Source organism: Nostoc sp. JL23 (genome assembly GCF_017115065.1).
GTDB lineage: Bacteria > Cyanobacteriota > Cyanobacteriia > Cyanobacteriales > Nostocaceae > Nostoc > Nostoc punctiforme_A.
This window is the reverse complement of sequence record NZ_JABXKN010000037.1, coordinates 85,066-99,978: the sequence shown is the minus strand read 5'-3', so window position 1 is coordinate 99,978 and position 14,913 is coordinate 85,066. Positions and strand designations below refer to the sequence as shown.

Here is a 14,913-nt window from a genome sequence, read left to right as displayed (position 1 = left end):
TTATTGTCGAAGTAGTGTTCTAAGGAAATAACCTTCAAGTCATCGGTAACTTTTGCAATGCTCATGCCGATAATTTCTATTGTCTCTCCAGTAGGTGCATGGCCTTTATATTCTCCGTTAAAATGTCCCCAATGCCGCCATTTAAATGTGACATTTGGGGGCCCTGAGAAAACTTCCAAAACTTCCCAAGGAAATCCTTGGGGGAATGTTGTGTGGAAGACTTTTGCGGATGATTCAAAGGTTTCTTCTGAAGCTTTGTAATGCTCTGAATCAGGCATAAATAGATTGTAAGTACCTTGGGCTGATACATCTGCTGCGGTATACTCTACTCCACCATTGGTACTGACGCGAAACTGTTCATTCACAATAGATAACCACTCTTGCGGGTTAGCTTTGAAGGATACCTCCATCTCAAAGGTTCTCACTAAGTTTTGGACGATCGCTTCCAGTGTACCTTCAAGGTGATTGTGGATACTTTCTTGGGCAAGATTCTCATTTGAACGGGAATAATCAGGCGGTGTCTGATAGCGCCACTCGACATCAGTGCTTTCTGCCATCACTTTATCTCTATTCTGTACCCAAAGTGGCAGGTTGTTAGACTCTGTTGCGCTCATAGAAGTTTTTGCTGAAGATTTGATCCCAATTTCTAGATTTCGCAGTGACAACCCCTCTTTTAAAATGCAGGAGTGGGGGGCAGGGGGCAGGGGGAGAATTCGTAACTCCTAACTCTTCACTCAGCACTCGGAACTGTTTTGCCCAATGCCCAATGCCCCATGCCCTATGCCCCATTCTCCCTTATAGCTTGCTTCATCTCGCGGACTGCCCTTTCTATACCTACTAATGCTGCCCGACTGATGATGGTATGACCAATGTTCAGTTCTTCCATGCCTGGAAGCGCAGCTACCGGATAGACGTTCCAATAGGTGAGTCCATGACCAGCGTTAACTCGCAATCCGGCTTGAATCGCTTGCTCACACCCCTTAGCTAATATGGCTAATTCTCGCTGGCGATTTGTTTCATTCTTAGCCTCAGCATATTGTCCGGTGTGCAATTCAATAAACTGCGCCTGTATCTTGACAGATGCTTCAATTTGTGCTGCTTCGGCATCGATAAATAAACTAACTGGAATGCTAGCGCTTTGCAATTTATCGACTATTTCACCTATTCTAGCAATTTGGCCGATAATATCTAGTCCGCCTTCTGTTGTAACTTCTTCGCGCTTTTCGGGGACTAAAGTCACGTAATCTGGTTTGATATCGAGAGCGATCGCTAGCATTTCATCTGTAGCGGCCATTTCTAAATTAAGATGCGATCGCACTGTTTGCCGTAATATCCGCACATCCCGATCTTGGATATGTCGCCGATCTTCACGCAGATGCACCGTAATTCCATCTGCACCTGCTAATTCTGCCAGTACCGCCGCCGCTACTGGATCTGGTTCCACCGTCCGACGCGCTTGCCGGATAGTGGCGATGTGGTCAATGTTAACGCCAAGTGTAGGCACCCCAAGTTTCTCCCAAATCCACAGTCTTCAGAACTTGATTTTACCGGAAATAGCGGTAGTTTTGCTTAATAAGCTACAGACAGATTACACATGTAAAATGCGATGCCTACGACGGGCTTTTCGGTGTTCCCCAAAAGAAAACTGAGTTAGCAAAAGCTGATCTTTGGGCAAACTACTTTAAATAAGTAGCTGATTTAACAAGAGTTGATGAAGTATGAATACAGCAGTTGAGCCGATGGACAAGCTTTTAAACTATCGAATTAGCGAACAACTTTATGCAGGCTCTAGAACCTTAGTTTATCGTGCTATTCGAGAGTCCGATCAACTTCCAGTGGTCATCAAACTGCTCCAGCAGGAGTATCCTACCTTCAATGAACTGCTGCTATTTTGTAATCAGTACACGATTGCTAAAAATCTCGATCTACCCGGTATTGTTCATCCCTACAGCCTGGAACCTTACCGCAACAGCTATGCTTTGGTGATGGAGGATTTTGGTGGTATTTCTCTCAGAGATTGGCTCAACAAAAAAATGGCAAGCAACCAATATACTCTGGCAGAGTTCTTGGATATTGCGATCGCTCTGAGCAATATTCTTGACGGACTTTATCGCCATCGAATTATCCACAAAGATATCAAGCCTGCCAACATCCTCATCAACCCGGAAACTAAGCAAGTCAAGTTGATTGACTTTAGTATTGCCTCTCTTTTACCTAGAGAAACCCAGGAAATTCACAGTCCTAATATCTTAGAAGGTACTCTCGCCTACCTTTCTCCAGAACAAACCGGACGCATGAATCGCGGAATCGACTATCGCAGTGATTACTATTCCCTCGGCGTTACGTTCTATGAATTGCTGGCTGGACACCTACCCTTTGAGTCTAACGATCCGATGGAGTTAGTTCACTGTCATATTGCCAAGCAACCAAATCAATTCAAAATTCAAAATTCAAAATTCAAAAATGAAGAACCTATTCCCGAAGTTCTTTGTGGGATTGTGATGAAGTTGATGGCGAAAAATGCTGAAGACCGCTATCAGAGTGCATTAGGGCTGAAATTTGATTTAGAAAAATGTTTGTCTCAATTGCAGGAAATTGGCTCGATTAAATCTTTTGAATTAGGTGAACGGGATATTTGCGATCGCTTTATCATCCCAGAAAAACTTTACGGTCGCCAAACTGAAGTTAAAAGCTTGCTGGATGCCTTTGAGAGAGTCAGTCAGGGAAGCACTGAAATTATGTTGGTAGCAGGCTTCTCTGGTATTGGCAAAACTGCTGTGGTGAACGAAGTCTACAAGCCAATTGTGCGACAACGGGGTTATTTCATTAAAGGTAAATTTGACCAGTTCCAGCGCAACATCCCTTTCTCTGCCTTTGTGCAAGCTTTTCGAGACTTAATCGGGCAACTGCTGAGTGAAACTGACGCCCAATTCGAGCAGTGGAAGTCCAAAATTCTCTCTGCTTTGGGTGAGAACGGACAAGTGATGATTGAGGTGATTCCAGAACTGGAAAGTATGATTGGTAAACAGCCGCCTGCGCCGGAACTCTCTGGTAGTGCGGCACAAAATCGCTTCAATTTGCTGTTTTTGAAGTTCACTCAAGTCTTCACTGCATCAGAACATCCATTGGCGATCTTTATTGACGATCTGCAATGGGCAGATTCTGCTTCTTTAAACTTAATGCACTTGTTAATGAGTGAAGCTGACATCGGCTATTTATTGTTAATTGGTGCTTATCGAGATAACGAAGTCAACCCAGTACATCCGTTGATGCTGACTTTGGAAGAGATTCAGAAATTAGATGCCACAGTCAATAAAATTACCTTATTACCCCTCGTTCGGGTTTCTATCAATTATTTGGTTGCAGATACATTGAGTTGCTCTTTAGCTTTAGCCACACCCTTAACAGAATTAGTATTCAGCAAAACTAAAGGGAATCCTTTCTTCAGTAACCAGTTTCTCAAAGCGCTATATCAAGATCAATTAATTACATTTAATTTTGATGGTGGTTATTGGGAATGTGATATTGCTCAGGTGCGATCGCTCACTCTTACTGATGATGTAGTAGAGTTTATGGCAATTCAGCTTGAAAAGTTGTCAATAGAAACTCAAGAAATTTTGAAATTAGCGGCTTGTGTAGGAAACTCTTTTGATTTAGCCACATTAGCGATCGTCTATGAACAGTCTGAGGCAACAAGGGCAGATGAATTATGGAAAGCACTCCAAGAAGGATTGATCATTCCTACCAGTGATGTTTACAAGTTTTATCAACAGCATTCTTTGGTAAATAGCCAGAATGACTATGGACAAATAACCATCACCTACAAATTTCTTCACGATCGCATTCAGCAAGCTGCCTATTCACTAATTCCTGACAATCAAAAGCAAGTTACTCACCTGCACATTGGGCGTTTGCTGCAACAAACCACGACTGCAAATGAACGTGATGAGAAAATTTTTGCGATCGTCAACCACCTCAATCAAGGGGCCGCTTTGATTAGTGATGAGTTGGAGCAACAGGAACTCGCGCAGTTAAACTTGGCGGCTGGACATAAAGCCAAGAGTGCAACAGCTTATGCAGCAGCTTTAGACTATTTCAACACAGGTATTGCCATGCTGACGAGTAATTGCTGGCACAGCCAATACAATCTCGCCCTGATCTTGTATGAAGGAGCAACAGAATCAGCTTACCTCTGCACCGATTTTGAACAGATGGAACAGTTAGCTGATGTGGTACTGAATCATGCCCAATCATGGCTGGAGCGGGTAAATATCTACAGTATTAAAATCCAGGCTTGCATGGCACAACATCAGCAGCTAGAAGCCTTGCAATCTAGCACGAAAAATCCTCAAGCATCTGGGAGTACATTTGCCGGAACAACTCACCCCAGCAGACATCCAACAGGCACTGAGACACACCCAAACCTTGCTCAATGGTAGGTCAATCGAATCTTTGTTGGAATTACCGCAAATAGCCGCACCGGATAAAAAAGCGGCAATGGTTATTTTATCCAGCATTATTTCTGCCGCCTATCAAGCTGCTCCCGATCTTTTGCCCCTGGTGATCTTTGCCGAATTCGATTTATCAGTAGAATACGGCAATGCTCCAGAATCGACTCATAGCTACGTAATGTATGGGTTGACCTTGGCTGCCATATTGGGAGATATTGACGCAGGCTATCGGTTTGGGCAACTGGGGATGAATCTTATGCAACGCATTCATGCCCCCAAGTTAACTGCTAAAACCATTTTTGCCTTTAACTGCTTCCTTAGACATTGGCAAGAACCAGCAAAATATACCTTGGAAGGATATTTGCAAGCCTACTCCAGTGGGCTAGAAATCGGTGATATCGAGTATGTCGCTCTCAGCTTGATGTGTTATTGCTACACAGCTTACTGGAGTGGTCAAGAACTATCTGCCTTAAGACAAACGATAGAAGCTCATCGCAAGGTCATTCAGCAATTGCGCCAGGATACCTGTCTGCACACACAAAGTATTTATTATCAGGTTGTAGTGAATTTGTTCGAGGTTGTGCTTGAACCTGAGCGGTTGCTTGGCGAATACTGCCATGAGGATGAAATAATTCAGCTTTACCTCAAAACGAATCAGGGAGCAGGACTATATCAGATTTATTTCAATAAACTGTTCCTCTCCTACCTTTTCCAAAACTATGAACAAGCTCTACAAAACGCCAAACTTGCAGAACCGTATTTGGGTGCAGTCACAGGACTAGTAATGCTTCCTCTGTTTTACTTCTACGATGCACTAGTTCGATTAGCGGTTTACCCAACAGCCAGTGAGACAGACCAAATCAGCATTATAGAACGGGTGAGGGGTCATGAAGAAAAACTCAGCACTTGGGCGGCTCATGCACCAAGTAATCAGGCTCACCGCCATGCTTTAGTGATCGCAGAAAAATGTCGAGTATTGGGGGCAAAAGCCGAGGCAATTGAGTATTACGATCGCGCCATTGCTAAAGCCAAAGAAAACGAATACCTCAATGAAGAAGCTCTTGCTAATGAACTTGCAGCCAAGTTTTATTTAGAATGGGGCAAAAAACGGATTGCCCAAGAATATTTGATTAATGCTTACTATTGTTATACTCGCTGGGGTGCTAAAGCCAAAGTCGATGATTTAGAACAACGTTATTCACGGCTTCTAGCCCCGATTTTACAACAGACGCGTTCACGAAGTGACTTTGAAAGAGTATCGCTACTCACGCCCAATGAAACGATCGCAAATATTGACAGCATTACGACTTTCCACCCAAGCGTTAATAAATCAGTAACCTCTAGCAGCAACACATCAGTAATGCTAGATTTTGCAACAGTTTTAAAAGCCTCTCAGACTCTCTCTAGTGAAATTGAACTTGATAAATTACTTACGAAGCTGCTGCAAGTGGTGATTGAAAATGCTGGAGCAGATAAGTGTGCGTTACTACTGCTCAAAGAAGGTAGATTGGTAGTTGAGGCGACGGCTCAAGTTGGGCAGCAATCAACGGTGTTACAGTCCATTTTTGTGGAAGATAGTGCAGATGTTCCTCATAGCCTAATTTACGCTGTCAAACGCAGCCTGCAACCTACCGTTATCTTTGATACAACATTACATTCAGTGCTGATAGCCGATCCCTACATCATTAGTCAGCAACCCAAAAGCTTGCTATGTACACCAATTTTCTATCAAGGAAAACTCTTAGGGATTTTATACTTAGAAAACAATCTGATGACTGGGGCATTTACTAGCGATCGCGTCGAAATTCTCAATCTATTATGCACTCAAGCTGCAATCTCCCTGGAAAATGCCCGACTTTATCAGCAAGCACAAAATACTCTAGAAAACTTGGGACAGACGGAACAATTCTTGCGGTTAATTATGGACAATATCCCCCAATCTGTTTTCTGGAAAGACCGCAATAGTGTTTATTTAGGCTGTAATCATAAGTTTGCTCAAGCTTCGGGTGTAGGAATACCAAAAAATGTTGTTGCTAAAACAGACTACGATTTATCTTGGACTCGCGAGGAATCAGATTGGTATGTAGAGTGCGATCGCCGCATTATGGAATCTGGACAAGCTGAACTCAATATTATTGAAACATTACAGCAAGCAGACGGAAAACAAATCTGGTCGAATACAAATAAAATTCCCCTAAAAGATAGAGAAGGAAACGTTTTTGGTATCCTTGGAACGTCTGAAGACATTACCAAATACCAGCAATCGCAAAAATTGCTACAACAGCAAAAGCAACAATTAGAACAAGCATTGCAAGAACTCCAAACGATGCAATTGCAATTAGTACAAGGTGAAAAAATGTCTGCTCTTGGTAACTTGGTAGCAGGTGTTGCCCATGAAATCAACAATCCCGTCGGCTTCATTGCTGGCAACTTAGAACCAGCAAAAGATTATGTCAAAGATTTATTGGGTCTAATTAATCTTTATCAAGAAAAGTTTCCTAATCCCGGCTCACATATTCAAGATGAAATTGATGCCATCGACCTGAATTATTTACGCGAAGATTTACCTAAATTGCTGGAATCGATGAAATTGGGTGTTAGCCGTATCCGCAGTATTAGTACCAGTTTGCGAACATTCTCCAGAGCAGATAAGGATTATAAAGTTCCCTTTGATATTCACGAAGGCATTGACAGCAGTATTCTGATTCTGAGACACCGTTTAAAAGCTAACGAAAATCGTCCGGCAATTGAGGTGGTGAAGAATTATGGCAAACTCCCCCTAGTGGAATGCTTTGCTGGACAACTTAATCAGGTATTTATGAACTTGTTAGCAAATGCCATTGATGCACTTGAACAATACAATACAGAACGGAGTTTGGAAGCGATTCTTGCCAACCCCAATTGCATCACCATTCAAACTCGTGTAGCAGACTCAGGTCAGGATGTTTTGATTAAGATTGCTGATAACGGGGTGGGAATGTCACCGGAGGTTAAACAAAAAGTATTTGACCATTTGTTCACCACCAAACCTGTAGGAAAAGGCACTGGATTAGGATTAGCGATCGCTCGTCAAATTGTTGTAGAAGCACATGGCGGTTCGCTCTCTTGTACTTCCGAACTTGGAAAGGGTACAGAGTTTGTCATTCAAATCTCTACTCAACAACAATAATTAATGCTGAGTGCTGTTAGCGGTAGCGGGGCGTTTAGCCCGTGCTGAGTAATTTCCATTTTACTCAGCACTTTTCATTTTTGCTTTTTAAATTTTAGTTTGGAGTCAAGTAACGATGATGCTTAAATTGCGGAAAGTATGGTTGAAAATTAATCCCCGATGGAATGCCCAGATCAACAAAAAATACTACTCATTTAAATGGCGATCGCGAAACTTACTATTATTATTAATTGTGGTGATTCTATCCATTAGCATTAGTGCCACAGCTGTTACTAGTTACAAGATTGTTAAGGGATTGCTGCTCGATAGTATCAAGGAGCAAGCACTGTTAAAAACACGGCAAGGTGAGGATGATATTGATAACTGGTTAGCCATTCGTAAGACAGAAATTAAGACTTTGGCAAATTCTGTTGTCGTGCGATCGCTAGATTGGCCTGTGATGGAACCACCAAGATCATCTTAATGTTAAAGACCGAGAATTTTTTCAGCGAAGTATAGCGGGTGAAACAGTAGCAGCCGATCCAATTATTGGACGCACAACCAAACAGTTACAGATTCAGATTAGTTCGCCGATTCCTGCCAACACAGGTACAAAGCCAGCAGGTGTTTTAATGGGAGGAATTCCAATTAACCGGGTAGTTGAAGTCATCAGCAATTTACATCAAGGTAAGAGCAGCTATGCCTTTGCGCTAAATTCTCAAGGAGTTCCCATCGCTCATCCCAATACAGAACTAATTGGTACACCCGAAAAAGCTGCCCAGAGTTTCCTTAACTCACCCAATCTTCGGTTAGCTGAAATTACTCAAAAAATGGTAGCTAAACGCACAAATATTGAATTACTTCAACTGGATGGTAAGTGGAGTTATATTGCTTACACTCCCCTCAGAGAAGCAAATTGGTCAGTAGCGTTAATTGTGCCAAAAGAAAATATTGAATCGCCATTACAGGCGTTGAACCTATTGGCTACAGTTTTGGGAGGATTGCTATTGATTGGGTTAATTAGTGCATGGCGACAGGTGCAGCTATATGAACAGATTCGCGATCGTGCCTTTGTTTCCAGCCAGCAGGCGCAGGAACTCAGCAAAACCTTGAAAGAATTGCAAAATACCCAAGCTCAACTTATCCAGACCGAAAAAATGTCTAGCCTGGGACAACTAGTGGCTGGAGTGGCACATGAAATCAATAATCCTGCTAATTTTATCCATGCCAATCTCAACCATGCCAGCATTTACAGCCAAGACATCCTTGATTTGCTCAAGCTTTATCAACAAACCTACCCAAATCCTACCCCAGAAATTAGCGATCGCGCCCAAGACCTTGATATTGAGTTTCTGGCAGAAGATTTACCCAAATTAATGGCATCAATGCAAGTGGGAACCGAGCGCATTCGTCAGATTGTACTATCGTTGCGTAATTTCTCACGCCTTGATGAGGCAGACATGAAATTTGTAGACATTAATGAAGGATTAGACAACACTCTGATGATTCTGAATCATCGCCTGACAGCCACGCCTAATCAACCAGAAATTCAGATCGTTAAGAAATATGGTGATTTACCTTTAGTAGAATGCTATGCAGGGCAAGTCAATCAGGTGTTTATGAATGTTCTAGTGAATGCAATTGATGCTATAGAAGAGTCATTAGTAAAGAATGAAGGACAAATTCGCATTCAGACTGAACTCACTGATGAAAAACAAGTGATTATTCAGATTTCCGATAATGGTATTGGGATGTCAGAAGAGGTAAAGCAACGAGTATTTGACTATATGTTCACTACTAAACCTGTGGGTAAAGGAATCGGATTAGGAATGGCGATCGCTTATCAAATTGTCGTAGATAAACATCGAGGAACTATTGAAGTTGATTCTACTCCAGGATATGGAACAGAGTTTACTATCCGTATTCCTTTAACAAGTAACAAGTAAAAATTACTTATAACATTGAAATAGGCAAAGTTTATATTGATGATTTATTTTAGCTAATTTATACACTCATACTCAGAGGCGATATACTTTAATAAAGTTGATTTGTAAGTTCTATCGACTACATAAATTAATACATCAACTCTCTGAGGTGATATGCTTTTAAAACTGCAACAAATTATTGTTAAACCTGGCCAACAGATGTTGCTCAAAGATATTAGTTGGCAGCAGTTAGAAAATATTTTAGAAGAAATGGGAGAAAGGCGTGCTGCACGTATTTCTTATAGTCATGGTTGGTTAGAAATTATGGTTCCCCTACCAGAACACGAAAAAGATAAAGAACTTATTGGTGATTTAGTCAAAATCTTGTTAGAAATACTCCAAATTGATTTTGAGCCTTTTGGTTCCACAACACTTAAAAATGAGCAAATGCGGCAAGCAGTAGAACCAGATACCAGCTTTTATATTCAAAATCAAGCTGCTGTAATTGGGAAAAATCGCATTGATTTAAATATAGACCCACCACCAGATTTAGCAATCGAAATTGATATTACTTCTCGGACTCGATTTGATAATTATGAAATTTTGGGAGTCCCTGAACTTTGGCGGCATACACAACAAGGGTTAGAAATTTCCTTGCTAAAAGAAGGGAAGTATATAAAGTCTGAATCTAGTCCTAATTTTCCTAATATCCCAATAGTTGAATTAGTTAATGAATATGTTCAGCAGTGTTTAACAATTGGTAGAAGTCAAGCTATGCGTAATTTTAGAGATTGGGTGAAGAATAATTTATGATAGAAATCTAAGGCTTTCTGAGAAGGGCGATCGCTCATGACTATCGAAAACAACCCAAGAGCCATTCTAGACTGGGAACACCCTACACCGCCTACAGATTTAATTTTTGATGACGGAGAACCCTTGGAATCAAATCGCCACCGTATTGCTATGAATGTGTTGATTCGGTCATTGCAGCAAGCTTGGGCTGACCGAAATGATTTTTTTACTGGTGGCAATATGTTTATTTATTACAGCAGCGCCCAAGTACCTTACCAGGATTTCCGTGGCCCCGATTTCTTTGCTGTCCTGAATGTGGACGGGACTAATTCTCGTCAAGGTTGAGTAGTGTGGGAAGAAAACGGTCGTTATCCTGATGTGATTGTAGAATTAATGTCACCATCTACAGCCAAAATAGATAAGACTGTTAAAAAAGACCTTTACGAACAAACTTTTCATACTTCAGATTATTTTGTCTATGACCCCTTTGACCCGACTTCTTTGCAAGGGTGGCATTTAGATCATAATCAGCAATATCAATCTTTGACACCAAATGAGCGTGGTTGGTTGTGGTGTCAAAAGTTAGGTTTATGGTTGGGAACGAATGAAGGAACAATAGACAGAGAAACGGCGGTATGGTTGCGGTTTTATGATGTAGCTGGCAATTTGGTTTTGTTACCAGACGAGGCTGCTGTTGCACAAGCACAAGCCGCAGTTGCACAAGCAGAAGCAGCCGCTGTACGAGAAGAAGCGGCTGCTGCACAGGTGGCTCGTTTAGCGGCTAGATTGAGAGAAATGGGGGAAAATCCAGATATGTTGTGAATTTTGGCTTTTTTGATGAATTTATCGAGTTGTTATAAATAAAAAACTGAGTGCGAGCGCTATTTTTAAATGTCAGAATGGGTAAGTGCGATCGCTATTAAGTCAAGCTGCAAAACTTAGAGGCAATCAATAGTATTTCATCTGACAAGTTGTTTCGATACAGCAATTTGTTTTACCACGCTTGCGATCGCAAAGTAAGTTACGAGTTTGTCTTTGCAACTTCTTTAGAAGCGATCGCTAGATCAAACTATTACAGGACGGCATAAATCCAGCGACCATCTCAAATAACCAGACAAGGGGCTGAAGCCCCTTGTTAAAGGTAGGCAAACTTGCGCCACAGTTGTTAGGTTAACTAAAACAAGTCCAAATCTGTCACAGCACCAATACTGCTAGAAGATACCAATTTGGCATATTTCGCCAACACGCCTTTAGTGTAACGTGGAGCCGGAGGTTGCCAGTTAGCACGACGACGGGCCAATTCTTCTTCAGATATATTCAACTGCAATAAACGAGCCGGTGCATCAATAGTAATACTATCGCCTTCTTCTACAAGCGCGATCGCCCCACCAACTGCGGCTTCTGGTGCAACATGACCAACCACCATGCCGTAAGTACCGCCAGAAAAACGTCCGTCGGTAATTAATCCCACCGCATCACCCAAACCTGCACCGATAATTGCTGAGGTGGGAGCCAACATTTCTCGCATTCCAGGGCCGCCTTTAGGTCCTTCGTAGCGGATTATGAGAATATCACCAGCTTGAATCTTACCAGCCAAAATTGCATCTAAAGAGGCTTCTTCTGATTCAAACACCCGTGCAGGCCCAGTAATTACTGGTTTTTTCACGCCGGTAATTTTGGCGACAGCCCCTTCTGTTGCCAAATTACCTCTGAGGATGGCTAAATGTCCTTGAGGATACATTGGGTTATTCCAAGGACGAATCACATCTTGATTGGCAGATGGTTCTTCTGGTATGTCTGCTAATATCTCTGCAATGGTTTGACCGCTGATGGTTAGGCTATCACCGTGTAATAAATCATGCACAAGTAACATCTTCATTACTTGCGGAATGCCGCCAGCTTTGTGTAAATCTGTAGCAACATATTTACCACTTGGTTTCAAATCACACAAAACGGGAACGCGAGCGCGGATAGTTTCAAAGTCATCTATAGTTAAATCTACCTCAGCGGCGCGGGCGATCGCTAAAAAGTGCAACACTGCATTGGTCGAACCACCGACTGCCATAATCACAGAGATGGCATTCTCTATAGATTTGCGGGTGATAATTTGACGGGGCAAGATTTGTTTACGAATGGCTTCGACTAAGACGAATGCTGATTTCTCCGTGCTGTCGGCTTTTTCGGCATCTTCCGCCGCCATTGTCGAAGAATATGGTAAACTCATCCCCAGCGCTTCAAATGCTGAAGACATGGTGTTAGCTGTGAACATTCCCCCACACGAACCAGCACCCGGACAAGCCCGACCTTCAACCTCTAATAATTCCTTTTCGTCAATTTTTCCAGCGCTGTATTGACCAACAGCTTCAAAAGAACTGACAACAGTCAAATCGCGTCCGTTGTAATGACCGGGTTTAATTGTGCCACCGTAAACAAAGATAGCCGGGATATTCATCCGAGCCATTGCAATCATTGCCCCTGGCATATTTTTATCACAACCGCCGATGGCCAGCACACCATCCATACTTTGTCCAGTACAGGCGGTTTCAATGGAATCAGCAATCACTTCCCGCGACACTAGGGAATATTTCATCCCTTCAGTTCCCATTGAAATCCCATCGCTAATGGTAATCGTACCGAATACTTGCGGCATCGCCCCAGCAGTTTTAATGCCCACCTCGGCCCTTTGCGCCAGTTGATTTATCCCCATATTACAGGGAGTGATCGTGCTGTAGCCATTGGCAATGCCCACAATGGCTTTATTGAAATCTTCATCTTTAAAACCAACTGCACGCAGCATAGCTCGATTAGGCGATCGCTGCACTCCTTGCGTCACAATTTGGCTTCTCAAATTCTCCGACATCTTTTTTCCTTCCGTGCCATTATCGCAACAGTTGCGATTGTATTACCTGATGATTTTCTCATGCCTGGGCGGTGCGATCGAACATGAGTAATTCTCTATGTTTCACCGTGTCTTTTGGTCAGCCCTAATTAGCATAAATCTTCATCTAAACGTTTGTATAAAATAGGAATGATTCTTCTGTGTTAGGCATCTAGAGTGCCGGGAAGTACTAAGTATAGCAAGAAGAATTGAGATATGAAAAAAAGCCATTGCCCCAAGCTGAGGCTCTGACTTTCCACATTTATAGCTTAGTATATTGATATTGATTCCGGCGCAAAAGTGGAGACACTCTAACTTTGCACTAGAGTTCTTCAAAATTATATCTGCCTTGAAAATAGTGACTAGGGACTGAGGACTGGGAAAGAGATGTTTTCATTCTCTAGTGCTTTCTGCCTTCTCCCTTGGCGCTAGCCTCTCCCTTTGGGAGAAGGGTAGACGCTAAAAGCGATCTGCCTGCTGCCTTATTTTCAAGGCAGGAATATTAAATTAAAGAATAAAGTCACTTGACACTACTTGTGGTGCTCCTATAAGCCGAATTTGAAACTCAGCCGACCGATCCCCATCAATGCTACCTTCGAGAATACCTCCTGAATAACGGATTTGGCCGGGTGCGGAGAATTGGGCACTCCCAATGAAAGTGAAACCTTGATTGCCCCCAATAGTGGAGTTGGCATCGATATTAGATAGATCAATTCGATCGCCTGGCAAATTACCGTTTCCACGAAAGTCAGTGATTAAGTCGCGTGACGAAAGTGGACTATCAGAAATTGAGTTGTACTTGAAAATATCATTACCTGATCCTCCAGTGAGGATATCATTCCCACTACCGCCAATCAGAACATCATCCCCATCACCACCGATGAGATTATCAGTCCCAGTACCGCCAAAAAGAATATCTTTGCCAGTACCGCCATTGAGCCTATCGTTGCCACTACCACCGTTAAGAGTATCGTTGCCAGCATTACCAAAGAGGCTATCATTGCCACTACCAGCGTTAAGGATACTGTTGCCACTACCACCTATAAGGGTACTGTTGCCACCACTAGTGTTAACAATATCGCTCTGACTATTATTGCTACTAATGCTACCGCTCTGACTACTAGAATTGGCAGTAACACTGCCGCTCCCGAAAGAAATTGATATTGAAGTTGCCATTGATGAATTTCTCCTAAAACTTTAGAGGGAAAAAATTACGTCTTTACTTCCCCATTATAAAACGCCATTGCTGATTAAGAGTATAAATTTGATTTCCTTCAAAGGCATAAAATAAACATTTTCAAACATGGAATTTGGGAATTTCATACTTTCATTCCGCAATGCCGAAAAAGCAAGGTAAAAATATCAAGAGTGGGAATATTATTCTTGAACAAACCTGATTGAAACAGGTCTTTACTATTAAGTTTGAATATTTGAGAATATTTGAAAATATTTAAGAAGTACTAGATGTATTTGATGATGTTTACATCAAAACTGTAATCAAAATCATCTGATGTCCTTGTACCTTATGTTTTCGGTTGTTTCAGTTGCAAAATACTAAAGAATAAGTAGATTTTTCCTACGTAATTATATAGATTTAAGGACGTTGGTACTGTATTCATAATAACAATACTATGGCATTACCCTCCAGCAGACTTTTTTCTATTTGTAAAAAATAATTAACTTTCTTTTATCCTCTGACCAGAATAAAATCGGAAGCCT

At 41.9% G+C, this 14,913-nt stretch carries 9 protein-coding genes and 1 pseudogene; 6 read left to right on the top strand and 4 right to left on the bottom strand.

Going from position 1 to position 14,913, the window contains the following annotated elements; genetic code table 11:
* Both HWQ42_RS07940 and HWQ42_RS07935 read right to left on the bottom strand, forming a co-directional pair.
* Positions 1–614, bottom strand: a 614-nt coding sequence (locus HWQ42_RS07940; protein WP_292810785.1) for a SnoaL-like polyketide cyclase, incomplete at its 3' end; no start/stop codon positions are given.
* A 164-nt stretch (positions 615–778) separates the two neighbouring features.
* A complete protein-coding gene (locus tag HWQ42_RS07935; RefSeq protein WP_292810783.1) occupies positions 779–1,504 on the bottom strand; it encodes a pyridoxine 5'-phosphate synthase in 726 nt (241 codons plus the stop codon).
* 214 nt (positions 1,505–1,718) lie between these two features.
* Between HWQ42_RS07935 and HWQ42_RS35470 the strand changes: the two genes are divergently transcribed.
* The 6 genes and pseudogenes from HWQ42_RS35470 to HWQ42_RS07910 all read left to right on the top strand — a co-directional run bounded on the left by HWQ42_RS35470 (position 1,719) and on the right by HWQ42_RS07910 (position 11,138).
* Entirely contained in the window at positions 1,719–4,439 is a 2,721-nt protein-coding gene (locus tag HWQ42_RS35470; RefSeq protein ID WP_367119043.1) for an AAA family ATPase, read from the top strand.
* Complete coding sequence (locus HWQ42_RS35465) at positions 4,369–7,620, top strand: ATP-binding protein (protein ID WP_367119042.1); 3,252 nt, start codon at positions 4,369–4,371, stop codon at positions 7,618–7,620. Before HWQ42_RS35470 ends, HWQ42_RS35465 begins: the two co-directional genes overlap by 71 nt.
* 115 nt (positions 7,621–7,735) lie before the next feature.
* The gene (locus HWQ42_RS07925) at positions 7,736–8,083 is read left to right on the top strand and encodes a hypothetical protein (protein WP_292810780.1); all 348 of its coding nucleotides are present in this window, start codon (positions 7,736–7,738) and stop codon (positions 8,081–8,083) included.
* A 31-nt stretch (positions 8,084–8,114) separates the two neighbouring features.
* On the top strand, positions 8,115–9,545 hold the full coding sequence (locus tag HWQ42_RS07920) for an ATP-binding protein (RefSeq protein WP_292810802.1): 1,431 nt from the start codon (positions 8,115–8,117) through the stop codon (positions 9,543–9,545).
* Positions 9,546–9,698: 153 nt separating this feature from the next.
* A complete protein-coding gene (locus HWQ42_RS07915) occupies positions 9,699–10,337 on the top strand; it encodes a Uma2 family endonuclease (RefSeq protein WP_292741729.1) in 639 nt (212 codons plus the stop codon).
* A gap of 36 nt (positions 10,338–10,373) precedes the next feature.
* Positions 10,374–11,138 (top strand): annotated as a pseudogene (locus tag HWQ42_RS07910) (Uma2 family endonuclease).
* A 352-nt stretch (positions 11,139–11,490) separates the two neighbouring features.
* Here the strand turns inward: HWQ42_RS07910 and ilvD are convergent.
* Both ilvD and HWQ42_RS07900 read right to left on the bottom strand, forming a co-directional pair.
* Entirely contained in the window at positions 11,491–13,176 is a 1,686-nt protein-coding gene (gene ilvD / locus HWQ42_RS07905; RefSeq protein ID WP_292810778.1) for a dihydroxy-acid dehydratase, read from the bottom strand.
* Positions 13,177–13,701: 525 nt separating this feature from the next.
* Positions 13,702–14,370 (bottom strand): M10 family metallopeptidase C-terminal domain-containing protein, encoded by a 669-nt coding sequence (locus HWQ42_RS07900; RefSeq protein WP_292741738.1) that lies wholly within the window; start codon positions 14,368–14,370, stop codon positions 13,702–13,704.
* Between the last annotated feature and the right edge of the window lie 543 nt (positions 14,371–14,913).